This is a genomic window from Mucilaginibacter sp. Mucisp86, from assembly GCF_047324315.1.
In the GTDB taxonomy this organism is placed as follows: Bacteria; Bacteroidota; Bacteroidia; order Sphingobacteriales; family Sphingobacteriaceae; genus Mucilaginibacter.
On the sequence record NZ_CP168503.1, the window covers coordinates 6156443 to 6182541 of the forward strand.

Genomic DNA, 26099 nt, shown 5'->3' on the forward strand with positions numbered 1-26099 from the left:
TTTGTATAGCTGCTCTGCTTCTTGGGGATTGCTTCGTACCTCGCAATGACGCGTTATATTTCCTTTCTCTTAAAATTGGTAAAAATTAATCCTCATACAACCTCAATCTGTTTTTCAGGTATCGCATATCCTCCTGCAGTTTTTCAACCCTTTGAAGCAGGTGGGAGATAGCTTCTATACCAGCTATATTGATATCAAGCTCATGTAAACTGATTAGTTTCTCCAGTTTTTGGAGTTCTGTTTGTGGGATGAATGTAGTTTCGTTAATAATAGTAAACTCAACCAGGCCCGCTTCATGTAACGATGTGATAAACGTGTATTCAACATTATGATATACACAAAAATCATTTGCTGCTATTAATTCTGCTGTTTTCATAATGTGTTTAAATTTAGGTTGATGATTTTGCCAGTTCTTCAAATAACTGCTTTTGTTTTTCGGTAAGGTTAGTAGGGGTTTGGATATCATAGGTCAGGTACAGATCGCCAAACTCATTTTCTTTTTTGTAAACAGGCATACCCTTGCCCTTAAGCTTTACTTTGGCGCCGTTTTGTGTTTCGGGCTTTACTTTTACCTTAACCTTGCCGTTTAAAGTATCGGCAGTTATTTCCCCGCCTAAAACTGCCGTATAGAGGTCAAGTTTCAATGTAGTATATAAATTATTACCGTCGCGTTTAAAATTTGTGTCGGGGGCCACATTAAACTGGATATACAGGTCACCGGCCGGGCCGCCGTTTACACCCGGAGCGCCGTGCCCGGTTATCTTAATAGTTTGCCCGTTTTCAACACCTGCCGGTATAGTTATACGGATGTTTTTGCCGTTAACTGTAAGTGTTTGTTTATGAGTTTCAAGAATATCGCGGAGGTTTAGGCTCAATGAAGCATTATAATCCTGTCCACGATATTTTGCTTGTCTGCTGCCCCGGGTACCTCCTGCGCCTCCAAACATTGATTGAAAAAAATCTGAAAAATCTTCACTTCCAAAACCTTCTGCACCACCAAATGTGTCGGCATTGCCAAAGCCGCTGTAGCCGCCAAAACCGCTTCCCTGATTCCCGGCCTGTTGGCGCGACTGCTGTTCGTATGCTTCGCCATGCTGCCAGTTTTCGCCGTACTTGTCATATTTTTTACGCTTTTCAGGATCACTCAATACTTCATTTGCCTCATTTAACTGCTGAAACTTTTTGTTGGCTTCCTCGTCGTTGGGGTTAAGATCTGGGTGATATTTTCGGGCCAGTTTACGGTATGCATTTTTAATATCCTTTTCTGATGCATTTTTATCAAGCTGTAATACTTTGTAGTAATCTATAAAAGCCATGGCGGGGATTAATATAAACAGATGTGTTATTAACTACTAAATATACAGCTTGGTTTTAAACGAATAGCTTTTTTAGTGTCATTTGATAATAGTGTAACCCAAGATAGTATATCGGGGTCATAGTTGGCAAATCCTTTAAATTATGAAAGCCGAAATCGATTTCCAGCAACAGACATTACAAGGGTTTTGCCTTGTGGCTGCGCCATTGTTGTTTTTTATATCAACATTTTTTTGGATAGACGGACAATACGGGGTAACGGCAGCAACCCTGATCTGCCTGTCAACGGTATTTTGGATCCCAGCTTTGTATGCCTTATTTGGCTTGTTAAAGCACAGTATGCCATTTTATTCAGCAATAGGTTTATTAATAGCTGTTTATGGATGTTGCATGGGGGCAATGGGGTTTGGTATGCTGGGATACTTGTCAACTATATTTAAAATTTCTCATCATAATTATCTCGATGTTTTGAGGCAATATCCTGTTAGTTCGGGGTTGTTACTTTTTTGGGCAGGCCCGTTGTTTCCATTAAGCTTATTGGTGTTAGCCATAAACCTCGTTCGAAAAAAGGCAGTACCGGTTTGGCTTGGTTTGCTGATCGGCCTTGCAGCTGTAGCTTTTCCTGTAAGCCGGATTTTGCGGATCTCATTGGTGGCCCACCTGGCTGATATCTTGCTATTGCTTCCATTAACAATTATAGGGATAGGTTTTATAAAGCGCTCAAACGTTACTAATTTATTAATTAAGCAGAAATAATTCTTCTGAATAGCAACGCTTAATTATTAATTAAGGTGCTGATCAAGCAAGCAAAATCTACCTGAAAGTGGGTAGATTTTGCTTGCTTGATCAGTTTTTTTTGCATCTTTACTCAACATCCGCCTGCTAATTTATCACTTGATTATAACCTAATTAGTTAATGTTGGAAGCGCGGCTGCCCGAAAACGAAGAGGCCAGGTTACAGGATCTGTACCGCACCGGATTACTTGACTCTCCACAGGAAGATGAGTTTGATGATATTGTCAAATTCGCATCCTCATTATGCAATATGCCTATTTCTCTTATCAGCCTTGTTGATACTAATCGGCAATGGTTTAAAGCCAGGGTTGGTTGGGAAATTCCGCAAACAGAAAGGGGAACCTCCTTTTGCAGCCATGCTATATTGCAGGATCAGCTTTTTGAAGTGCCGGATGCTGCACTGGATGATCGTTTTTACGATAACCCGCTCGTTACCGATTTGCCGGCCATCAGGTTTTATGCAGGTATGCCCCTCGTTACCAAAAGCGGCAGTAGGCTGGGCACGCTTTGTGTAATTGACAATACTCCGCGCACATTAACAGCCGATCAGAAGTTTGGCCTTAAAGTATTGGCTGCTAATATTATTAAAATAACGGAGCTTCGTATCAAAAATAAGAGCCTGCATTATTTATCCGAAACGCAAAAAACAGTTATTTCTATCTTAGCCCATGATGTTCGTAATCCGCTGGCATCTATTAAATCAATAATTGAGTTTAAACAATCAGATATTCTGGATGCAGGTGATGCAACGGAAATGATTGAAATGGTATCAGATCAGCTTGATAACACCATTAATATGGTTGACAATGTTGTGCGCTGGGGCGAATTGCAAATGAAATTTGCCCGTTTTAACTATACCGATTTCAATCTCCACGAACTTGTTGAAAGCGTTTTTACATCTGAGTCCTTAAACGCATATGCCAAAAATAACACCATGGTAAATAATGTATTTATCGAAACACTGGTAAACTCAGATATGCAAGCGGTTGAATTTGTATTAAGGAACCTCGTAAGCAACGCCAATAAATACACGCAAAATGGTTTTATCACAGTAAATATGACCTATGTTGATAAGCATATGGTAATTGAGGTTACTGATACAGGTGTTGGCATGACAAGCGAAAGGGCCGAAAAACTTCTGAGTTCTACAAAGAACGATCACAAATCAACCCTGGGCACTAACAATGAAAAGGGGAGTGGCTTGGGATTATTGCTGGTCAGAGAGTTCATTGATCGCCTTAACGGGAAAATTACTGTAAAAAGTGCCCCCGGAAAAGGTACAAGCTTCAAAATGGTAATTTGAAGTCTTTTATTTAATGTACAACCAGTACCTTTGGCATCCTTAAATTGATCATATGCCTGTAATAACTCAAGCTACCCTTACTGATGTTCCCGAACTTAATGTTTTAGTAAACAGTGCTTACCGTGGCGAAAGCTCCAAACAGGGCTGGACAACTGAAGCCGACCTGATTGGCGGCATTCGCATTGATGAAGACACACTTGCCGGTTATATGAATGATGAAAATATCATCATTTTAAAGCATACTGATGAAGATGGCTACATTACAGGTACTGTTTATCTTGAAGTCAGGTATCCAAAACTATATATTGGCATGTTCAGCGTGTCGCCATTATTACAGAATAAAGGCGTAGGCCGTGCGTTGATAGAGGAAGCTGAGGTTTACGCACGTAAGCACAATTGTCATACGCTAACCATGACGGTGATCAGCACCCGTTTTGAGCTGATAAGCTGGTACGAGCGCCGTGGTTACAAACCAACCGGCGAAATTCAGCCTTTTCACGCACATGGCCGTTTTGGCGATGCTAAACAGCACATTGAGCTGATTGTAATGGAGAAAAGTATTTAGAGTCTTTAGTAGGAAGTCTTAAGTTCTAAGTTTTTAGTCGAAAGTACTGAGCAGAGTAAATTGACTTTAAACTTAATACTCAAGACTTCCGACTTGGAGCTTAAGACTTCAAAACAAACGCCAGCACCTCGCTGATCTTATCAGCCTGTTTAAAGTTTTCGTGGGTTAAAACGGTTTCAACGTGTTCATGCGCCCAGGTAGTGTGAAAGGGGACGTGAACGGCGTGACCGCCAATATTGATCACCGGCATCACATCTGATTTTAGGGAGTTACCGATCATCATGAATTCTTCAGGATTAATATCTAAATGTTTGATCAGCTTGATATAATCGTCCTCCTTTTTATCGCTCATGATCTCAATGTGGTGAAAATAATGTGCCAGCCCCGATTTTTTGAGTTTGCGCTCCTGGTCAAGCAGGTCGCCTTTGGTAGCAACTACCAATCGGTAATGGTCTTTTAGTGAGTATAACACATGCTCCACATCATTTAATATCTCTATCGGTTGGTTAAGCATATCCTTGCCATACTGCAGTATGGTTTCAACTACCTCAACACTGATGTTTTTTTCGGAAATGCTTAGCGCAGCCTCTATCATGCTCAGGATGTAGCCTTTTATCCCGTAGCCATAAAGCGGCAGGTTATCAACCTCAACCTTAAAAAGCTCTTTGGAAATGGTATGCTGTGGCGAAAAATTTTCAAGCAGGCTGCAAAACCTTTCTTCGGTAGCTTGAAAGTAAGGTTCATTTACCCAAAGGGTATCATCGGCATCAAAGGCAATTACTTTTAGGTTCATTTGAAGTATGTGGTTTACCTGGTGCAATAATAATACATCAGGTTGATTTTAATAGCATAGGGAGCTGTTAAGTAGCAATAAATATTTAACATTTATTAACTATTAAGCTCAATTTAAGCGATTTAAAAATAAAGTAAATTTGTATGCAACCTTATTTCAAAAGCTACGTCTCATAACTTAAATGGTCAAATTAATATTCGTTTAAATGGAAGAGATACTGCCACCCTTAAAAGAATTTATTGTTGATTATTGCAACAGGTATAAGATCCACAATATTGATCCGCATAGTCTTAGCCTCGATACCAGTATCGATCTTGATCTGGATATTTTCGATATTGAGATAGATCTTTTTCTTGCCGATTTTGCCGAAGAGTTTAATGTCGATCCGTCCAAATTCAGCTGGTATAAATACGGCTATCCCAAGGGCTCAACCCGGGTAAAGATGATAAAACTGATGTTTGGCTACAACACCACATGGGTTAAACAGCTGGCTCAATACTGCTACACTCCCAAATTTAAGGTGCGTAACCTGCAAGATGCCGTTAAGACGGGCAAATTGGTTTAATGAACGATATAGGTTTCACTAATCCGGAATCGGTGAAATCAAAAAATAATCGGTGGAATCCCCCCAAATAAAAATCAGCGAAATCAACGTAATCAGAAATGATCAGCGGTTAAAGATCTGTAACCCCTGTATGTTTACGTTTGATGAAATTTCTGATATCCAGTACAATACCAGCAAAGAAGTAAAATATAAGCGGAAAGCCTACCGCCAGGAACGAAGAGTAGATAAAGAATAGCCGGATCTTGGAGATAGAAATATTAAAACGCTCGCCAAGATAGGTGCATACGCCAAAAGAGTACCGTTCAAAAAAAGTGAGTATTCGCTGTAGCATGGTGTCAGGCCAGTTTTAGTATCTTATTACCAACGCCGCATTGCAGGCATTTCTTATAGTTACAGTAACTATTTTTTAACTCAAGCAATGCCTGTGATTCAAACGCAGTATCAATTTTCACTCCTAAGTTAACAAAATCGGCGATAATATTGTTTTTTTCGGCTGGTAAATTTTCTAATAATTTAAGACTGCGGCTAATATAATATTGCTGCTGATGCTGTTTGCCATAACTAAAGAGGAACAAAGCCACCGTATTGAGCAACAAGATATCAACAGAACCATCGCCCATATTTTTTGACGATGGCTTGGATTGTACATCAAACCGGTAATGATCTTCCCAGTAATCGTTCACTTTGATCTCCGTAAATAAACCACGGAATGCTTTCACCTCTTTAATTTCCAGTATTTTGGATAACAGATGGTTTGATTGTACTATAAGCGCTGCAAATTGAGCCAGCCTGATGGTTGGAAAATTTTGGGGCCTTAACCGCATAAACTTCCACAGGTGGTTCTCAACCGGCTTAAGGTTGTATTTTTTGCGGAGATACCCGTATTCCTTTTGGAGTTTTAATGGGTATTCATCTTTAAACTCACCCTCCAAAAAGCCTGCCTGCCCAAATATCAGCGCCTCTATTTGCATAGCGTTGTTTTTGTTTTTGGCGAGGATTAGCTGCGGCAGGGACTTAGCCGTTAATTCAAATGGCAGGGCATTAACTTTAAAACCAAAATTCGCAGCCAGGAACTGGTAAAAAGTTTCTTCCCAATCGCCTTTGTTTAATGCCAAAGCTGCCGCTACATTGGCGGATCGTTTTTCCATCCGTTCAACCAGCACGCGGGTAAGCCAGTTTTGCATGGTGAGGCCATCAACGGTTGCAATACCAGCTTCGCAGGGAATAAAGGTTTGGTTGCCGAAAACCAGTTTATGGTATTTATTATAAAGCTCTTCACTGATGCGGTTTTGCAGTTCAAGCGTTGGAACTTTGCGCCCGTTTGGCAGAAACAACGGCACATCATTGCGATAAACTACATGCAGTATCACGTTATCATACGCGCCATCGTGCGTATGTCCATGCTTTTGCCAGTCAGAAGCAGAAAGATGTACTTCTACATTTCCAGCCCAAACCGTTTCGCCGATGCGGATCCTTGCATTATGAAAATCAGGGCCCGAATCAGAATTATGCAGCCCTGCCGAAAAGATCTCCAATTCTTCACCATCTACAGTTTGCAGGTTTTCGCGCTCAAAAAGTCTGAATTTCCAGATGTAATGCAAAAAATCTTCGGTGAATAACATGTTCGGTGAGTGGTTAATAAGGTTAGATTGGGTTGATTAAGTTGTTTTATTAAAGTTAAATATGCCGGTTATTATATTGGTATTGTACCTCTATTTTAAAATCCCTAATATTACGGAAACCAACAATATCTGCCAAACCTATGAATGAAATAAAATCACCAATACCCCAAACTATGGGTGGGCGCATCAAATCCATCATTGGGGGATCGCTGGGTAATTTGGTTGAATGGTATGACTGGTATGCTTACACTGCCTTTTCTCTTTATTTTTCGGATGCTTTTTTTCCTCCACAGGCTCAACTTTCTTCATCAGAAAACCAAACAGTACAGCTATTAAACACAGCGGGTATTTTTGCCATAGGCTTTTTAATGCGGCCAATAGGCGGCTGGGTGATGGGTACCTTTGCCGATAAACGCGGCCGTAAAACGGCGCTCACATTTTCTGTATTACTCATGAGCGTCGGCTCGCTTATCATTGCTATAACGCCGGGCTATAAATCTATAGGTGTTGCCGCGCCTATATTGCTCGTGTTAGCCCGTATTATCCAGGGCTTGAGTGTTGGCGGCGAGTACGGTACCAGCGCCACATACTTAAGTGAAATGGCCACGAAAAAACATCGTGGTTTTTATTCAAGCTTTCAATACGTAACGCTCATTATGGGGCAATTGCTGGCACTGGGCGTATTAGTTTTGCTGCAAAGAGCATTTTTATCCGAAAAACAACTGCACGACTGGGGCTGGCGCATTCCCTTTGGTATAGGGGCTATACTGGCCGTTACCACCATGTATTTAAGACGGAGCTTACAGGAATCGGCATCGTTTGAAAAGGAGGGAACTAAGCCCAATGCCCTGAATGGTACCATAAAAGCTTTAACACAACATCCTAAAGCGGTCTTTACGGTAGTAGGATTAACCATTGGCGGCACGCTGGCTTTTTATACGTTCACTACCTATATGCAAAAGTTTTTGGTTAATACCTCAGGTTTTAGCAAAAGCGCCGCTACGCTCATCTCCACCTTAACGTTGGCTGTATTTATGGTGATCCAACCTTTATTCGGCTTACTGTCAGATAAAATTGGCCGTAAACCGTTGCTTATTGGTTTTGGGATACTGGGTACGCTTTGCACTATCCCTATTATGACCTTACTAAGTCATACCAAAGATGTATGGGTTGCATTTGCACTGATCCTTTGCGCACTGATCATTGTAAGCGGCTACACCTCCATCAACGCGGTTGTAAAAGCCGAACTTTTTCCGGCTAATGTACGCGCTCTGGGTGTAGGCTTCCCTTATGCCATAGCGGTATCGCTATTTGGTGGTACTGCCGAGTATATTGCCTTATGGTTCAAAAATGAACACCATGCGCAATGGTTTTACTGGTATGTAACTGTTTGTATTGCGCTTTCATTGATCCTGTACGTCACTATGAACGATACACGTAAGCATTCAAAAATGGAAGATGAGTAAATTTTTCGATGTGCAAATGGGTATGTAACCTTCGCGTTAATCAGGTGTTAAATTAACGGTAAATCTATCACGCCCGGTTAATGTTCAGGAAATGTATTTCATCCACGTGAATAAAAAGTATTAATTTTGCCCGTTCATTACAAGGGAGGACCCTTAAATTTATGACTGAAACAAGCAATTTATTTCAACTGGCAGTAACCTTACTGCAGCAACTGATATCCATACCGTCGTTTAGTAAAGAAGAAGACCGCACAGCCGATCTGATCAACGAATTTCTGCAATCGCACGGAGTAACTACTCATCGTAAACTAAATAACATCTGGGCCTGGAACAAACATTTCGATCCGGCAAAAGAAACTATCTTACTTAACTCACATCATGATACTGTTAAACCCAATTCAGGCTATACACGTGATCCCTACGATGCCAAAATTGAAGATGGTAAATTATATGGCCTTGGCAGTAATGATGCCGGAGGCTGTCTTGTTTCGCTTATAGCGGTGTTCCTGTACTTTCATGATAAGGAAAACCTGAAATATAATTTTTGCTTAGCCACAACTGCCGAAGAAGAGATCTCGGGTGTGAACGGCCTGGAGCTGATCATCCCCGAATTAGGGCAATTATCTTTTGGTATTGTAGGCGAGCCAACCCTGATGCAGTTGGCCATAGCCGAACGCGGGTTAATGGTATTGGATTGTACAGCCCATGGCCGTGCAGGTCATGCTGCCCGCGAAGAAGGGGAGAATGCTATTTACAAAGCTTTAACTGATATTGAGTGGTTCCGTACTTTTAAATTTCCTAAAGAATCGGAAGTTTTTGGGCCGATAAAAATGTCGGTTACCATTATTAACGCCGGTTCACAACATAACGTGGTACCTGCCAGCTGTGTTTATACTGTTGATGTGCGTGTTACCGATGCCTACCGTAATGAGGAAGTATTAGAGATCATCCGTGAACATGTTGCAAGCGATGTAAAACCACGTTCTATCAGGTTAAAACCATCATCTATCCCAAAAGAACACCCCATAGTTCAGGCAGGTATTGCACTTGGCCGTACCACCTACGGTTCACCAACCACGTCCGATCAATCGTTGCTTGATATCCCATCTATAAAAGTTGGCCCCGGCGATTCTGCACGTTCACATACTGCTGATGAGTTTGTGTATGTGGATGAGATCAGGGAAGGGATTGAGCTATATATTAAGATGCTGGAGCGTATTAATTAAGTACCGGTAACAGCTTGCTGAATCCAGATTTACGAAGTTTTAAAACTTCGTAAATCTTCTAAATCATATCCCTGCGTCCGTGTCCTCACGGACGTTTTGCTCTTCATAAAGCCTTATGAAACATATAGTTTGATAAGGCTTTTTTTATTGCATACAGGTTGACCGGGAGGACACGGTCAACGGGGGAGAGCGTATTAATTAAACCGGATATATAATGACGTGGTAGAGATGAGATTCTTTTGCTTCTCAAAGACCCTGGCTTAGAATAGCCTCAAAAGATCTAACCCTATTTAACCGGCGTAGGCCTTGTAGGTGTTAACGGGATTAATCCCTTAAACATCTTTGCACCATCGCCTGTAAGCCTCAGGTAGTAGTCTGCAGAGCAAGCTGTACCATCTTCGTCAAGGGTTACAAATGATGATCCCGCCGGAACAAAATCCTGGCTTTCGGCGGTCTTGGCTATCTGGTTGCCTTCATTATATTCGTCAAACATGGAGATGTAAAGTCCTTGTGCTCCTACACTTTTCATGTTAAAGAATTGCCTCCACATAAAATCACCGTGAGCGCGCTGATGTTCCTGCAGATCGCCGGGGAGGATACATGGCTGATAATCGATACCGTGGGCCTTACAATAGGCCACATCCGGGCGGTTAACCGAGCTGTAAAAGCTATCCGATTCACTTTTATTGCCAATGCGGCCAACCATCCAGGGCGATATCATATCCAGGGCGCTATAAGCTGAAAGGAATGCCGGGCGCGAGTCGCTATCCTCGGTACGCCAATGGGTAGGTACGCCGCCAATAACATAACACCCTTTGCTTTTAAACCATTTGATCACATCCAGGCATTGTGCAGCGGTAAAAGGGTGGTTATCATCACTGAAACCAAAGCCCCAGATACATACTACCGGCTTACCATTTTGCTTGGCATAAGCCGGAGATGCGGTATAAACCGACATTTTGTTGGTCCAGTCGGTTTTGATTTCCGATTGCATATTTTTCCAGCCGCTAACATCATACATGATGTAAAACTTTACGCCGTTTGCTTCTGCCGCTATTTTGGTTTTCGCCGCCATTGCATCACGTACAGGGCCTTCCAATCCGCTTGGGTTAAAGCGTTGCAAGGCAGCGCCGTCAATGCCATATTGTTTCATCCATTTAAACTGCACATCAATAGTTTGATCAGAGAAGGATGAAAACACATTTGCCGGCTGGCCGTTATTAAGGTTAGCATATTTGGTAGGGAAGGTTTGGGTATAATCCCGTACATCGGGCCATGATTTAATTGCCGTGTTGGTTGGCGAAGGCTGTTCTTCCCAGGTTTGCGCCCAATGCCAGTACCTGTCAATGGGGGAGCCATCGCCAATTGCTGCAAACCAGCCCTGGTAGCCAACAACAACTTTACCCACTACGTCGCCAACGGGCGATGGGGTAAGGTCTATCGTGTCTTTTGGCTTATCCGGTGGTGTAACATCACCTCCACTGCTACTTTTCTTTGAACAGCTTAACGCCAACACTACCATGGCGGCAATACAAAAAGTTGTTGGGTTTTTACTTCTGATATTTTTCATCGATCATTGATTAAAGGGGTTATGTGTTCGATTGGCTATTTTGAAGCTGTAGGTTCGACCATTTTGATTGAGCCATCGGTATTGTAATAAAGCTTATCCACGCAAATGGATCTCAGCCAGTCTTCATGCGATAATGCGCTGGTATGATAAAATGAATACCACTGACCTTTGTACTGCACTATAGAGCCATGATTAGTATAACTATCAGTTGGGTCCATATAAATTCCGCCGTATGTCCATGGGCCAAGCGGATTTTTACTGGTGGCGTAGTTCATGCGGTTATGCTTTCCGTTAACGTCGTGGTTATCTGAGTAGGAGAGATAATAAATGCCATTGCGTTTATGCACCCAGCTTGCTTCATGGAAATCTTTAAGCCCCTCCATTGGCTTCATTTCGCCCTCAATTTCCATCATATTATCCTTTAGCTTACCACCTTTGCAGATGCCACCACCACCATAATAAAAGTAGGCTTGTCCGTCATCATCAATAAAAACACAGGGATCAATCATCGACTCAAGTCCTTTAATATAGCCTTGCACGGTAAAACCGCTTGCCGGGCTTTTGCTGGTTGCCACACCAATTTTCCAGCTTTCGTTCCATTTGGTATCGCTTGGGTGGGGGAAATAAAAATAATAGGTGCCATTTTTATACGCGCAATCTGGCGCCCACATAAAGCCACCTTCTTTACGGCCCCAGGATACCTGCGATGCGCGAAGAATTTCGCCGTGGTCTTTCCAGTGTACCATATCATCGGTAGAAAACACGTGGTATTGATCCATCAAATCACAACCTCTTGCAGGATAAATATCGTGCGAGGCGTAAACATACAAACGGCCATCAGCCCAAACGTGTGCAGATGGGTCGGCGGTGTACATATCGCGGATAAAAGGATTAGGGGCGAGGGGAGTTTCGGCAACAGGCTTACCATTGTTTTGTTTTGACTGTTTGTCCTGCGCCTTGCTGCAACTTGCAATGAGTATTACCAAACTGAAAGTCATGGCAGCCGAAGCGCTTTTGCGGGCTATGGATTTTATTAAACTAGATATGGTCATTATTGATGTATTTAAGCCCGGAACCAGTAATATTCCAATTGCCGGGCTTGTTTTAGTATGTTTTATTTTGAGATAAAGCGCAGGTCATCAACACCGGTAACCAGGTCGTCGTGAGCTTTGCTGTTAGTCCAGAAAAAGATCCGGAAGTGGTTGATCTTGGTGTAATCGGCACCCGGATCAGTCCCAGAGGGCTTGATAGACTTATCAAAATCCAGCGTTATCTGGTTCCATCCATTTTTTAGCGTTGGTATCAATGGCGCTACATCCCAGGCTGATTCATGATCATCAGATTTACCAGAGCTGGTGATCTCGATAGAACCATCGGCTTTTAGCAATGATACATCTGATACATACCACCAGAAAGTGAACCTGCCATCAGCAGCACTAAAGGAACTATTGACCGGAGGATCGATATCCTTGATGAACTGCATAAAGTCGCTTCCGTTCGCAATGGTGTTTTTCAGGTATCCTGTGCCTTCTTTTTGGCCGGTGGTAGCTATCGTTGGCGTGCCCACAGTTTGCCAACCATCAGCCTTGTCGGCATTGTCAAACATTACTGGTGGAGGTGCAGGCGCCGCCCTGAACACAAAGTCGTCAACGCCTGTAATAAAATCAGCATGGTCTTTAGTTTGCGTCCAGAAGAAGATCCTGAAGTGGTTGATGGCCGAATAATCGGCGCCGCCATCATTGGTTTTAATAGCTTTGCTGAAGTTTAGGGCTATCTCATTCCACCCATTTTTTAGGGTAGGGATCAATGGCGCTACATCCCATGCCGATTCATGGTCGTCTGATTTACCTGAGCTCGTGATCTCGATAGAGCCATCAGCCTTGAGTAACGAAACATCTGAAACATACCACCAGAATTTAAACTGCCCGTTATTGCCGGTAAGTTTGGTATCTACCGGTGTTGACAGATCTTTAATAAACTGCATAAAGTCGCTACCGTTGGCAATGGTATTTTTCAGGTATCCTGCGCCTTCTTTTTGGCCACTTGTCGCGATACTTGGTGTACCAACAGTTTGCCAGCCGTCAGTTTTATCCGCATTGTCAAAGGATACCAGCGTAGGATCTACTGCAGGTGGCTTAGTGGTATCCGGCGGTGGTGGTTTCAGGTATGATGTATCGCGCGAAATATATTTTTCCTTTTTGCAGCCCACGGCTATCAGGCCTATCATGAGGATGGAACAAGCCATCATTGTCTTTATAAATTTCATTTCCTTTTTGGTTTTAGGTTAACTTATTTAGGAATATCTACCTGTACTATTTCCGAAAAATTTGAGCTGTTAAAACTATCGCTCAGGCGAACGCCCACCCGAACAAAGAACGTACGCCCCGGAATAAGATTGGGTACAGTAAGTGTTATCGATTTTTCGGCAGCGCTCATATCAATAAATGCCTTGTTGATGGTTTTGGCGTTCACATCCGAAAAGTCACGGATAGAAGCGCCTGTACCTACCAGTTTGGTGGTATTTACATATGGCTGCACGTCTTTGATGGTTGGTAAACCGGCAACAATAGGTGCGTCGATATCAAACGTGAGTGTGAGTGTGGTACCGGTTAAGGTATGCGTGAAGTTTTTGATCACGGTATACGGTGTAACCGTAAAGTCATGCTTGGTGCCTTGACCAATGTTAACCGTTACGGTATCGAGAACCGGCCAGAAAGCGCCGCCGGTAGGTACAATTTTATACCCGCCTTTAAACAATTTTGAATCCTCATAAGTACCATCAAATTTACTTGGAATGGTTTGCGGGGTAGTCCAGCCTATTTGCTGCAGTTTGATAGTGGTGCTGCCGCCCGAGGTAAGGAGATTGCCGCCTTCGGATGATAATATATTACCCTGCAATGAAGCATTAGGGCCATCGTAGTTATCTGTTTTTGTACATGCAGAACTTGCCAGTATAGCTATGCCCACCAAAATTCTACCAATCAGATTTTTCATATCTTTAACTTTTAAATTCTTAATAATTAGGGTTGTTAGGAAGCAGGTTAGGATTTTTGCCGATTTCGCCGCCAGGGATAGGCTCATAGTAAAATTGCTTTTGGAAAGTGTACTCCCTGTTAAACAATTCAGGTTCGGCCAGGAAAATGTATTTGTTTTCATTTAATACATAATATGGCATCAGACCTTTAAAGTGGGCACGGTCAAGCACCACATCGGCAATGCGCCATCTTTTCAGATCCCAGTAATATTGATTTTCGAAAGCAAGTTCCATACGGCGTTCCTTGCGTACTTTATCCAGATCGATAGAGCCATAAGGTGTTGCGCCGGCGCGGCTCCTGAGCAGGTTGATAGAGGTTAAAGCATCGCCATTGTTGCCCAACTCTACAGCTGCCTCGGCACGGTTCAACAATATTTCGCCGTAACGCAGGTCAATCCAGGGCTGCTCGCTTCTGTTTAAGTCTACCGATGCCTGTGGTTTATTGTAATCAACGTATTTACGCACATAGAAACCTGTACGTGTTAACTCGTCGCCGCCGGTCCATGGGCCCGTAAAACCGATAACCTGTTTGCCCTGGTAAAGGGTTTTGGTATCACCTGCAAGTATATATGACCGTGAGTTTGGTTGTTTGGCGACTTCTGCGGCGGCAGTCCCGCTGAAAGAAGGGTAGATACCACGCTGCATGTCAAACATTAGCCCCCTTAACATAGCACCCGGGAAGTAGATGGTAGCCAGCAACCTTGGTTCAAGTCCTTGCATTAGTTCGGCACGATTATCGAAGCGTTTAGGGGTGCCGTCGTCATTAGTTACGTTCAGATTACCCCAAAGCTGCACGAGGTCAAGGGTAGGATATGAGCGGGATAATGCATTAGCGGTAAAGTAACGTGGCGACATGGTATCATCCCAGCTATGTGCAGTATGATTAGCAATAGAGTATTGCTTAATGAAGATGTTTTCAGGACTTGGTTTAAGGAACAGGTCAACATAGTTCTGCACTTTATCCGAATTAGCATTATAAAGCGAATAATGACCTTCCAATAATTTGGCAGCATCGTAAGCGGCCTGGAAATAGGTATTAGCCTTGCTTCCGGGGATCCCTACCAAACCTTGGGAGCGTGCCGGGCCATCAACAAAATTGGTTGAGCCATACTTGGCAATACAGGCTGCGTATAACATTACCCTTGATTTTAAAGCGGCGGCAGCATATTTATTTGCCCTGCCTGCATCGCTTGTTTCAGGCATCATCTGGTAACCAAGGTCAAGTTCCGCACCAATAAAATCCCAGGTGGCTTCTTCTTTATCACGATGTACCTGTAATTCGGATAACGGAGCAGCCGGATCCTGGGGCTCTTTAATGATAGGGACGCCGCCATAGCGTTTGGCTAAGCCAAAGTAATAGTAAGCCCGTAAAAAGTGAGCTTCACCCAATAAGGCATTCACCGTGTTTTGAGTTAAAGCTGCGGTATGTTTTGGAAGCTCGGCGATCAGGGTGTTCACATTCCTGATATCGCCGTAAGGCCAGTAGCCAAAACCGCCGCCTATATCCATGCCACCAAATGGGCCAACTTCTTCGCCGGTAACCGAAGCCGAGTTATAGAAGTTTTCCCAGTCGTTACTGCCGGTTTTAAATCCCTGGTCGGGCCGGTATTTAAAATCCTCGATAGGAAGGTTTTGATAAATAGTTGCTAAAAATGATTTTACGCCCGATTCGCTATCATAAATGATATTAGGTGTAAAAATGTTAGTAGGCGGGATGTCTAATTTTTGGCAGGAAGTTACCGAAGTACCTACACCGACAGAAATCGCTATAATGAGTTTGTGTATTTTTTTCATGTGTTAAATGATTTAGAATGAAACATTTGCACCCAGGTTAAAGGTCCTGTTCATTGGGTAGGTATAACCGCCAAGGGCTACACCAAAGTTGCCGCCATCTCTCGGATTAGGCCCCTGGTGTTCCGGGTCATAATTCTTTAATCCGGTGAATGTTAGTAGATTGTAGCTGTTTACATAAACCCGGAATTTCCTCACCCCAATGGCTTTTAATACAGCAGGCGACAGCGAGTAACCAAATTCAAGCGTTTTGACGCGCAGGTAGCTGGCGTTTTGAATAGCTTTTGTACCCTGAGCATCCGGCGAGCCCATTGCAGGATAATAACCTGGTACCCATTGCGTATTCGGATCAAATACGTTGGCCGAAGGATCTACAGTATGCCAGCTATCCAGGAAACGGGTTAACGCGCTGCGGCCATACATTAGCGGCGATGCAAACTGCTCACCGTATTGTACATATACACCTGCAGCACCCTGTAAAAGCATGTTCATATCAAAGCCTTTGTAGCTTACACCAATGGTGAGACCATAGTTATACAACGGGATATCGGTAGTGGCAATAGGATGGCTGTCTTTATCGTCAATTACACCATCATTGTTCCAGTCTTTATAGTAATAGTCGCCGGGAATAGTATTGTTATTACCGCCGCCGGTATTTACACCATAGTTATAAATTTGGTTATATGAGGTAAACTGTCCTGCATATTCAGGTCCCCACCAAACATTTTGATACCTGTTGGTCTGGTTCTCTTTCCAGTTCAGGTATTCGTTACCCGACCCGCCACGAAGTACTTTTAATGCCTTTAAACGTGTGGTGCCAATATTGCCGGTTACGTTTAAGCCAACCTGGCCAAAGGTATTACGGTACGACATGTTGAAGTCCAGGCCCTGAACACGGTCACTGTTATAGTTGATTTGTGGTACGGCAGCACCTACAGTTCCCGGTAAAGCTACTGCCGGCTGTGCCGGTAAACCAGTCCTGTCGTTCCTGAAAACCTCAATAGTACCATCAACTTTACCCCCAAACAAACCGAAATCAACAGCGATATTTTTGATGGTATTTACCGACCATGTTAAACCTGCGTTTCCTAATTTAGGTGCTGAGCCATTTACTGCGCTTGAGCCAAATATGTAGCTGTTTACAGGATAAGTGTAGCCATTTACATAGTTAAATGCAGGAGCATTTGCTTCATCTCCAGTTTGACCGTATGAAGCTCTGATCTTCAGGTTTGAAAGGATATTTTCAGATACCAGATTACGGAAAAAGCTTTCCCTGGTTAACACCCAGCCTATTGATCCGCCGGGAAAAAAGCCCCACTGGTCTGAGCCGGGTTTGTATAGGTTATTACCATCACGACGAAAACTGAACTCGGCAAGGTATTTTCCTTTATAATCATAATTTAAACGACCTATGATACTCCTGTGGGCACGGTCCTGTAAAGCACCTGCATCCATACCACCCGACATATTAGAGTTTTGCAGACCACCAAACAGATAATCAACCGGGATCTCGATATCGCGGTAAGCGTTAAAATTATCGGCGGTTTCATGGCTTTGCTCATAGGTGGCCATTGCTGTAATGTTGTGGTCTTTAGCGAAGGTATGGGCATAGTTTAACGTTAACTGACTTAGCGTATTAAAGTGGGTGTAATACTGGCGGGTAATACCTGCCGGCGAGTTTACTACACTTGGTATGTAAGTGTCATTATCGGCTTTGTAAGTATACAGTGAAAATGATTTTCTGATGATATTGTTATCGGCCGTGCCATAATCAATGTTGAATAAAGCTTTGGCGGTAAGACCAGTTACACCAGGGATGTCATATTGTAAATTTAATTGGCTGGTAATGTTCTTGTTTCTGAATCGTTTGCTGCCTACTTTATTGGCATCGGTAATGATAGATGGGTTCATGTTATCATCTATTACCGCCGGATAAAGCGGATTGTCATTAGCGTAGATCTGGTGAGTGGGGATCTGGTTCCAGGTATATTTATAAATGGTCCATTCATCAGTATAAGGCAGATTCTTTTCGTCCATCCAGGCCGATGTTAGTACTTGTGCCCTTAAGCCTTTGGTGATGGTTGCGGTAACGTTTGAACGGAAGTTGTATTTATTATAATTCAGACTGCCGGTTTTAAATACGCCATCCTGGTTCTGATATCCAAAGTTGAAGAAATAGCTGATCTTATCATTACCACCATCAATGTTCAGATTGTGCTGAATTTGGTTGGCGGTTTTCTTGAAAACCATGCCAATCCAGTCGGCTGATTTATAAGTGCCGTCGAGCCATGGTTTAATATCGGCATATGAGTATTGTGGTGTAACATTGTGCACAAAGTTATTAGCAAAATCACGCTTAACTTTTTCGTTGGTTAACAACATATAATCAACAGCGCCAACACCTTCGGGCATACCCAAAAAAGTTTGTATAGCATCGTTAACTGAATAGTTGATGTTGATCTTGCCGTTTTTGCCCCCCTTTTTTGTAGTGATAATGATAGCACCACCAGCTGCACGCATACCATAAATAGAAGCCGCCGCATCTTTCAGTACCGAAATGCTTTCAATCTCATTTGGGTCCATACGGCCAACGGTTGATTGGTCACCTCCGATAATACCATCAATAACAATTAGCGGAGCGCTTTGATAACCCCTGATATTCAAATTGTTGGCGTAGGAACCTGGCTCGGCAGTGGTTTGTACAATACGCACACCGGGTATTTTACCGGTAAGCATATTAATAACGCTTTCGTTTTTGGTTGTAGTGATCTCTTTGCTTTGCAGTGTAGCAATGGAACCTGTAATGGTTGCCCTTTTTTGCACACCGTAACCTACAACTACAACCTCCTCAAGGCTTTTATTGGTTGTTTTTAGGGCGATAGTGCCGTCTTTAATATCCTTAACGGCTATTTCCTGTGTTATATAACCTATATAGGATACCTGCAGGATGGCATTAGGCCCGGGTACCTGGAGCTGGAACTTGCCGGCTAAATCTGTAATGGCGCCAGTATTTGTATCCTTGATCTTTACACTTACCCCCGGAAGTGTCGACCCATCGGTTAAGTCTATTACTTTCCCGTTGATGGTAGTTTGCTGGGCTAACAAACTAAGCGGGAAAAGGAAGAAAAGTATAAGTAAGTATTTATATTTTTTCATATCGTCTCTCTTTGTTGATTGGTTAAGTTTATTTGGTTGGTTACCCACTTGGGGTAATAAATAGCGCATGCGGCGGCAAGCCTTACGGCGGGTTGATGTCGTAGTAATACATGGTTTAAAGAGTTTGGTTAAAGCAGTGCTTTGTTGCAGTTACGCGATAAAAGCACCGTAGCTGGTTTATAATTTCAAGTACAAAACAACAGGCGGGCATTAATAAAAAATAAATAATACATTAATAAAGGCCGTATTAATGCCCAAAAACGCGGTTTTATGAACTTTTTTGCAATCGATTGCGGAAAAAGATGATTTCCGGGAAAATAATTTGATTTTTAATGGCAGGTGTGATAGGTTGATGCATTTTTAACAAAAGGTGATACGGATTAGCAGATATTTAATTATTGGCACGAAGAAACGATGCGAAGCCGTAAATTATATGATACAAGGCATTGATTTTTGCTTAAAAAATGTAGTTTTAAAATTCGTGAACCAATAAATTATATACCCTTATCTTAATGCCCCTTAAACGTGCCTGCCAGCTTCCTGTAAAACTGCTATTGCTTATCATGTTGTGTTGCGTAAACTACTTTTATGCATCCGCGCAAAAAAAGAACGCCGGGTATAAGTATCATATCCGCAGGGCCACTTCGGCTATTAATATAGATGGGGTAATGAACGAGCAGGCCTGGATGCAGGCTGATTCGGCGGGCGACTTTTTTATGGTATTGCCGATGGATACCAGTAAGGCTAAGGTGAAAACCGAAGTACGGATGACCTATGATGATAAAAACCTGTACATTATAGCCATCAATTATAATTCGGTACCGGGGCCGTATATGGTTGAGTCGCTGAAACGCGATTTCAATTTCGTAAAAAATGATAACTTCCTCATTTTTATGGATCCTTTTGATGCCCGTACCGATGGCTTCAGTTTTGGGGCTAACGCAGCCGGAGGGCAGTGGGATGGGAGCATGTACGAGGGCGGTAAGGTTGACCTGAGCTGGGATAACCGCTGGTACTCGGCCGTAAAAAATTACCCTGATAAATGGATCTGGGAAGCATCTATCCCTTTTAAAAGTATCCGTTATAAAAAAGGGATCAAGGAGTGGGGGATCAACTTTAGCCGCAACGACCTCAAAACTGCCGAGAAATCAAGCTGGACACCTATCCCGCGGCAGTTCCCTACGGCTTCGCTAGCATATACCGGCACACTGGTATGGGATGAAGCGCCGCCAACTGCAAGCAGTAACGTATCTATTATCCCTTATGCACTTACAGGTTTATCCAAAGATTATCAGCATAATACCAAAACTGAATATAAGCATGAGATAGGAGGAGATGCCAAGATCTCTGTTACGCCATCTTTAAATCTTGATTTAACAGTCAACCCCGATTTTTCGCAGGTGGATGTTGATCAGCAGGTAATTAACCTGAACCGGTATGAACTTTTCTTTCCCGAAAAGCGGCAATTCTTTTTAGAGAACGGCGATTTGTTTGCAAACTTTGGCTACTCCGATATCCGGCCTTTTTTTTCCAGACGGATAGGATTGAATGTGCCGATTGACTTTGGAGCAAGGCTTACCGGTAAATTGAATAAAGACTGGCGTATTGGCGCTATGGATATTCAAACCGGCGGTTCGGGCGGTGTAGCACAAGCGCCCGAAAATTATGGTATTATTACCTTGCAAAGGCGGGTGCTCGACCGTTCCAATATTGGTTTCCTGTTTGTAAATAAAGATGCTACAGCTAATATTCCCGGTACCAATACAGGCTCCACCGCCTATAACCGCAATATAGGTGCTGAGTTTAACCTCGCGTCAAGAAGCAATATCTGGACAGGCAAAGTGCTTGCCCTCAAGTCATTTACACCTGGCGTAAGCGGCCATGACTATGTAGTATCTGATCATTTTCAATATCTCAGCAAATATTGGACGCTGTACATGCAGGAAGAATATGTAGGCAAAAACTATAACGCCGAAGTAGGTTATGTGCCCCGTGTTGGTTATGTGAAGCTTAGCCCGTTGTTGTTACGCAACTTTTTCCCTAAGCAGGGAAATATCCTGAGTCATGGCATTCAGCTTACATCCAATTATTTTTTTGATGAGTCGTTTCATCGTACTGATAATGAAAGCATCCTGTCATATCTCATCACTTTCCGTAATAGGGCAACCTTATCGGTATCTGGCATTAACGATTATGTGCGGCTGTTAAAACCTTACGATCCTACCAATATCGGCAAAGGTTTATTACCTACCGGGTCGGAGCACAACTGGAATACTATTGATATTCAGTTTGCTTCTAAGCCGCAAAATGTATTTACTTATCTGCTTGAGGCATCGCACGGTGGTTATTATGATAAAGGCATACGTAATAGCGTTACAAGTTTGGTTGGCTATCGTTTTCAGCCTTATGTAAATATCGCTATCAATACGTCATTCAACGATTTAAGGTTGCCGCAACCTTTCGGGCATAACACGTTCTGGCTGGTTGGGCCAAAAATTGATGTTACCTTTACCAATAGCCTGTACTTTACAACCTATGTGCAGTACAACCAGCAAATAGATAATATCAATATTAACACGCGCCTGCAATGGCGTTATAAGCCGGCATCGGATCTTTTTATAGTTTATGGCGATAACACTACACCATCTCCCTATACGGTAAAAAACAGACAGCTTACTTTAAAGTGGACGTACTGGTGCAACTTATAACAGTATTGTTATAAAACAAGCTCAGTTGATGGCTGTTGGGCTATTATATCTGCCCGTAATGAAAAAGCTGATCATATTTGATTTGGACGGTACCCTTGCCGAAAGTAAGGCTGCCCTTGATAAAGAAATGGCTGTGTTGCTAGCCGATTTAATGAAAGTTGCAAAAGTGGCCATTATATCGGGCGGCGACTGGCCTCAATTTGAAAAGCAAGTATTATCAAACCTGCCCGACAAAAAATCGCTCAAAAACTTGTCGATATTACCAACCTGCGGTACTAAATACTACCAGTACAAAAAAGCAGGTTGGAAAAAATTATATTCTGAAGATTTCACCGATACCGAAAGACGAGAGATCATCGGTAAATTAAACACGGCTGTTGAAGCATCAGGTATAAAATTTAAGAAAACCTGGGGCGATCAAATAGAAGATCGTGGAAGCCAAATCACCTTTTCGGCCTTAGGCCAGCGTGCGCCGCTCGATGAAAAAAAGAAGTGGGACCCTAAATATGTCAAACGGAAAAAAATCAAGGCCCTGCTTGATAAATCGCTAACAGGTTTTTCGGTACAAATAGGAGGAGCTACTTCTATTGATATTACCAAACCCGGCATTGATAAAGCTTATGGCATTCATAAACTACAGCACACTTTAGAAATAGCTATCAGGAAGATGATATTTATTGGTGATGCCTTATTTGAAGGCGGCAACGACCATCCCGCCCGTACAACCGGGGCAGATTGCATCCAGGTGCGTAATCCGGAAGAGACCAAGCGCGTTATTGAGGGTATAATTCTTTGCTTGAAATAGTATCGTCTGTTCTCCTTAGGGTCTGCTTAAAAGTGATTTTAATGTAAAGTGTATTGTTTACACTTAAGTGGTAGGTAAAACTGCCTATCTTTGCAACATGGAAGCAGATTCAAGTATAGAGAGTACATCATCAAATGTAGTTTTAGCCATCGCCGGATTTGTAAAATTTACCTTTATGGGATATTTTACTATTGGTTTGAGTCTTGGGGTACTTCCGGTGTTTATTCATAACCAGTTAGGGTTTAGCGCTATGATCGCTGGTATAGTGATTAGCCTGCAGTATTTAAGTACTTTTCTATTCAGGGGATATGCGGGCAGTATCATCGATAAAAAAGGCCCAAAAACTGCCGTGCTTTCCGGGTTAACAGGTTTTGCTATTAGTGGCCTGTTTTTGTGTGTGGCCTTTTTGTTTAAGGGACAACATGAACTATGTTTGATTTTAGTTGCCCTTACCCGGCTTGTAACAGGTTTTGCCGAGGGATTGATAGGATCAAGTCCTATAAATTGGGCCATTAATACTACAGGCGAACAAAATACAGCACGGGCTATATCATACAACGGTATAGCAAGTTACGGCGGACTTGCAGTAGGTGCTCCAATCGGGATTTTGCTTGCTTATAACTATGGCATAGCGGGTATTGGTATTGTAGTTTTTATACTCGGTATGATTGGCTATTTGTTGGCCGGAAGAAAAAATAATGCTGTAATGAAAAGCACTGAAAAGCGAAAGTCATTTGCTTCGGTACTTAAAACAATTGCCCCGTATGGGATATGCCTCACACTGGCCGCGTTAGGTTTTGGTACTATATCCACCTTTATAACACTTTATTATGCATATTTAAACTGGAACAATGCAGTACTTTGTCTTTCGGTTTTTAGCGTCTTTTTTATTTTAGGCCGGTTAATATTTGCAGGGGCAATTGATAATTACGGCGGACTAAAAACAGCCATTGCCTGTATGGCGTTAGAGTCGGTAGGTTTAGCGGTGCTTTGGCTGGCCAATATGCCACAGGTAGCACTTGTTGGTGCAGGAATAACAGGACTTGGGTTTTCGCTTGTATTTCCTGCACTTGGGGTAGAAGCTGTTAAATTAGTGCCCGGTTCAAATAAAGGCGCTGCATTAGGAGCTTACGGCTTGTTCCTTGATATTTCGCTTGGGCTCACCGGACCGCTTGTAGGAGGGATAGCCAGTCATTTCGGGATGTTGTATATATTTCCGTTCAGTATGGGAATGGTGCTTTTAGGCTTAGTTTCATGCCTTTTTATCGGCTGGAGAGTAAAAAGCTTTAAGGCATAATCCCATAACGCGGGTATTTAATCTATTTCATACTTTTCGTAAGGAATTTCAAAGCTGAAAGTACTTCCTTTGCCAGCATCGCTTTTTACGCTGATACTTCCTTTTTGCAATTCAATCAGTTGCTTACAAATGTATAAACCAAGACCGGTACCGGTGTTTCCTTTCGCTGAGCTGGTTTGGTAATATTTAGAAAATAAGTTCATCTGTTGTTCCTGGCTTATACCAGCCCCGGTATCTGTAATATCAACTGTTAGCCCCTCTGCGCCCCCAGTCAATTTCAGTGTTGCTTTAATGTTTACGCTTCCTGTTTCAGTATATTTAATGGCATTGCTAACAAGGTTCACGATAATCTGCTTTAGCCTGAAACTATCACCCAAAACTTCAGCTTCCGGATCGCCTTCAAAATGATAATTCAATTCCAGTTGCTTTTTATCGGCACTAAATGCCATGCTTTCTATTACCTCTTTTAATGTTTTATCCGGGCAGAACGGATCATGATGGATTTTTAGTTCGCTGCTTTCCATCTTTGCAGCATCAAGGGTATCATTGAGTGTTTGCAGCAGCAAGTCGGACGATGCTCGAACTGTACCCAGCATTTCCGATTGTTTTGGTGTTAGTGTCGTTCGGCTGAAAATGTATAAAAAACCATTTATAGATGTAAGTGGGTTACGGATTTCATGACTCATATGCAACAGCAGGTCCTGCTTTTGTCGCGCTATCGTTACGGCACGTGCGTTCTCTTTAAGTAAGCGCCCTTCAGACTGCCCCAGCTTAATTACAAACACAATCAGCAGCACTGCAAAGGCCAAAAGCAATAAAAGCGCAACAAGGTAAAGCCTGTTTAGTAAACGTGTTGTTTCCAGGTAACTATTAAATGCTAAACCCTTAAAGGCATCAGTCATGCTGTAATTTATATCCTTAATCGTTGTAATTAACTGCTCCATTTTATGGGTAATGCGCATATTGAGGGCGATGAGTTGCCTTTGCGCTTCCTGTAATTTGAAGTTGCTTTGTTGTAACTGCTTTATCTTATTAAGGTAGCTCGACTGATCTTTATTTCGAAGTTTTTGTGTAACTGAATCAACATAAACCCGGGTTCTATGGTTAATAACAACCCCGCCGGAGCCTGTAGCATAAGCATTTTTATTTTTAATAGCTTCCTTAATCCTCGCAAAAAAGCCTTTTCTTTTTAATGTGCCAGGCTGAGTTAAAGTGTCGGTGCTGTTTTGCACAGTACGGCTACTTTTAACAGCAAGTTTATTTTTAATGGTCGCCGTATTGTAATCTGAGTATGTTGTGAGTAGGGAATCAAAGTCGTGCCGGGCAGATAGAAGATCAGTGGATAGTTTTAGCTTTTGATTATGCCATGTATGAAGTTGAGCGCGCTGTTCAACATTTAGTTTGGAGGTGTCATGCTGCATGTTCAGCAGTGTATCAATTTCGGAAAATGCTAACGAAAGTTTGGCCTGGTAAGCCTGAGCTTTAGTAGCATCGGCATCTACGAGCGAGGATTGAAATAGATCCTCGGCCTGGTGAAGTAATAGCAACGCTTGCTGGGGCCTGGAATTGTTAAGGTCCATCAGGTGCGATATCTGGGCCGTATGGGCTAATCTTTCGGTGATCTTATCTCTCACAAAAAGAGCTGCGATGACTAAAATTATGGTAAAGGCTAAAAAAGCAAGCAGGATCTTCCTGGATAAAACGTTCATATAATTATTTTCATCAGTGTTCCGGTTTGTGTCAATTTAGAATTGATACCGCCGTCGCCAATGGTTTTGAAGAACAATGATAATGATAAAAATAATATAATCAGCCGATGATTACCTCGATTGATTGTCAGCGGCTTTCATGGAGGGGTAAATATTTAACTTATATTTTAATAAATGACTTTCGCGTATGTTAAATGTATCGGATGTTAAGTAAAAGTGTGGTGCCCTGATTTAATTATAAGTTATGAAGTAAAAACAAGGTAATTTTTAAATGCAAGTTTGGGATAAGGAGAAATTTATAAATGCATACTTATACGTTAAACCTTTACACCATATATTAGTAGCCTGATATTTACCATGAGATATTTTACGATAAAATT

21 protein-coding genes are annotated in these 26099 nt (G+C 42.4%); 9 read left to right on the forward strand and 12 right to left on the reverse strand.

Features of this window, described 5'->3' with window-relative positions; translation table 11 throughout:
- Positions 1–85: 85 nt before the first annotated feature.
- Positions 86–376 carry a chaperone modulator CbpM gene (locus ACEN9X_RS25680; RefSeq protein WP_413667844.1) on the reverse strand — a complete coding sequence of 97 codons (291 nt, stop codon included), beginning with the start codon at positions 374–376 and terminating at the stop codon, positions 86–88.
- A 13-nt stretch (positions 377–389) separates the two neighbouring features.
- On the reverse strand, positions 390–1316 hold the full coding sequence (locus ACEN9X_RS25685; RefSeq protein WP_413667845.1) for a DnaJ C-terminal domain-containing protein: 927 nt from the start codon (positions 1314–1316) through the stop codon (positions 390–392).
- Between the two features lie 142 nt (positions 1317–1458).
- On the opposite strand from ACEN9X_RS25685, the gene ACEN9X_RS25690 reads away from it, so the two are divergent.
- From ACEN9X_RS25690 to ACEN9X_RS25700, 3 genes are all read left to right on the forward strand, one after another.
- Positions 1459–2070 carry a hypothetical protein gene (locus tag ACEN9X_RS25690; protein WP_413667846.1) on the forward strand — a complete coding sequence of 204 codons (612 nt, stop codon included), beginning with the start codon at positions 1459–1461 and terminating at the stop codon, positions 2068–2070.
- A gap of 160 nt (positions 2071–2230) precedes the next feature.
- On the forward strand, positions 2231–3412 hold the full coding sequence (locus tag ACEN9X_RS25695) for an ATP-binding protein (protein WP_413667847.1): 1182 nt from the start codon (positions 2231–2233) through the stop codon (positions 3410–3412).
- 52 nt (positions 3413–3464) lie between these two features.
- Complete coding sequence (locus ACEN9X_RS25700; protein WP_413667848.1) at positions 3465–3977, forward strand: GNAT family N-acetyltransferase; 513 nt, start codon at positions 3465–3467, stop codon at positions 3975–3977.
- 100 nt (positions 3978–4077) lie between these two features.
- On the opposite strand, the gene ACEN9X_RS25705 is transcribed toward ACEN9X_RS25700, so the two are convergent.
- Positions 4078–4770 carry an HAD family hydrolase gene (locus tag ACEN9X_RS25705; RefSeq protein ID WP_413667849.1) on the reverse strand — a complete coding sequence of 231 codons (693 nt, stop codon included), beginning with the start codon at positions 4768–4770 and terminating at the stop codon, positions 4078–4080.
- Positions 4771–4975: 205 nt separating this feature from the next.
- Here ACEN9X_RS25705 and ACEN9X_RS25710 point away from each other — a divergent pair, with 205 nt between their 5' ends.
- Entirely contained in the window at positions 4976–5335 is a 360-nt protein-coding gene (locus ACEN9X_RS25710; protein WP_121224761.1) for a DUF1493 family protein, read from the forward strand.
- A 109-nt stretch (positions 5336–5444) separates the two neighbouring features.
- Here ACEN9X_RS25710 and ACEN9X_RS25715 read toward each other — a convergent pair whose 3' ends face one another.
- Together ACEN9X_RS25715 and ACEN9X_RS25720 are read right to left on the reverse strand one after the other, a co-directional pair.
- Complete coding sequence (locus ACEN9X_RS25715; protein WP_022830549.1) at positions 5445–5666, reverse strand: PspC domain-containing protein; 222 nt, start codon at positions 5664–5666, stop codon at positions 5445–5447.
- A 4-nt stretch (positions 5667–5670) separates the two neighbouring features.
- A complete protein-coding gene (locus ACEN9X_RS25720; protein WP_413667850.1) occupies positions 5671–6957 on the reverse strand; it encodes a DUF2851 family protein in 1287 nt (428 codons plus the stop codon).
- A gap of 140 nt (positions 6958–7097) precedes the next feature.
- Between ACEN9X_RS25720 and ACEN9X_RS25725 the strand changes: the two genes are divergently transcribed.
- Both ACEN9X_RS25725 and ACEN9X_RS25730 read left to right on the forward strand, forming a co-directional pair.
- The gene (locus ACEN9X_RS25725; protein WP_413667851.1) at positions 7098–8423 is read left to right on the forward strand and encodes an MFS transporter; all 1326 of its coding nucleotides are present in this window, start codon (positions 7098–7100) and stop codon (positions 8421–8423) included.
- Between the two features lie 161 nt (positions 8424–8584).
- Positions 8585–9649: a M20 family metallo-hydrolase gene (locus ACEN9X_RS25730; protein ID WP_413667852.1), complete on the forward strand. Its 1065-nt coding sequence runs from the start codon at positions 8585–8587 to the stop codon at positions 9647–9649.
- A gap of 286 nt (positions 9650–9935) precedes the next feature.
- Here the strand turns inward: ACEN9X_RS25730 and ACEN9X_RS25735 are convergent, their stop codons facing one another.
- The 6 genes from ACEN9X_RS25735 to ACEN9X_RS25760 form a co-directional block, all read right to left on the reverse strand.
- Positions 9936–11219, reverse strand: a complete 1284-nt coding sequence (locus tag ACEN9X_RS25735) for a glycoside hydrolase family 71/99-like protein (protein ID WP_413667853.1) — start codon at positions 11217–11219, stop codon at positions 9936–9938.
- A 35-nt stretch (positions 11220–11254) separates the two neighbouring features.
- Positions 11255–12271 (reverse strand): family 43 glycosylhydrolase, encoded by a 1017-nt coding sequence (locus ACEN9X_RS25740; RefSeq protein WP_413667854.1) that lies wholly within the window; start codon positions 12269–12271, stop codon positions 11255–11257.
- Between the two features lie 62 nt (positions 12272–12333).
- Positions 12334–13485, reverse strand: a complete 1152-nt coding sequence (locus ACEN9X_RS25745; RefSeq protein ID WP_413667855.1) for a hypothetical protein — start codon at positions 13483–13485, stop codon at positions 12334–12336.
- 23 nt (positions 13486–13508) lie between these two features.
- Positions 13509–14213 carry a DUF3823 domain-containing protein gene (locus ACEN9X_RS25750; RefSeq protein ID WP_413667856.1) on the reverse strand — a complete coding sequence of 235 codons (705 nt, stop codon included), beginning with the start codon at positions 14211–14213 and terminating at the stop codon, positions 13509–13511.
- A gap of 19 nt (positions 14214–14232) precedes the next feature.
- Positions 14233–16047, reverse strand: a complete 1815-nt coding sequence (locus tag ACEN9X_RS25755; protein WP_413667857.1) for a RagB/SusD family nutrient uptake outer membrane protein — start codon at positions 16045–16047, stop codon at positions 14233–14235.
- A 12-nt stretch (positions 16048–16059) separates the two neighbouring features.
- Positions 16060–19200, reverse strand: coding sequence for a SusC/RagA family TonB-linked outer membrane protein (locus ACEN9X_RS25760; protein WP_413667858.1), 3141 nt, complete (start codon positions 19198–19200; stop codon positions 16060–16062).
- Positions 19201–19712: 512 nt separating this feature from the next.
- Between ACEN9X_RS25760 and ACEN9X_RS25765 the strand changes: the two genes are divergently transcribed.
- From ACEN9X_RS25765 to ACEN9X_RS25775, 3 genes are all read left to right on the forward strand, one after another.
- Positions 19713–21908 (forward strand): DUF5916 domain-containing protein, encoded by a 2196-nt coding sequence (locus ACEN9X_RS25765; protein WP_413667859.1) that lies wholly within the window; start codon positions 19713–19715, stop codon positions 21906–21908.
- Positions 21909–21966: 58 nt separating this feature from the next.
- On the forward strand, positions 21967–22713 hold the full coding sequence (locus ACEN9X_RS25770) for an HAD-IIB family hydrolase (protein WP_413667860.1): 747 nt from the start codon (positions 21967–21969) through the stop codon (positions 22711–22713).
- A gap of 97 nt (positions 22714–22810) precedes the next feature.
- The gene (locus tag ACEN9X_RS25775) at positions 22811–24010 is read left to right on the forward strand and encodes an MFS transporter (protein WP_413667861.1); all 1200 of its coding nucleotides are present in this window, start codon (positions 22811–22813) and stop codon (positions 24008–24010) included.
- Positions 24011–24027: 17 nt separating this feature from the next.
- Here ACEN9X_RS25775 and ACEN9X_RS25780 read toward each other — a convergent pair whose 3' ends face one another.
- Positions 24028–25719, reverse strand: coding sequence for a sensor histidine kinase (locus tag ACEN9X_RS25780; protein ID WP_413667862.1), 1692 nt, complete (start codon positions 25717–25719; stop codon positions 24028–24030).
- Positions 25720–26099: the final 380 nt, after the last annotated feature.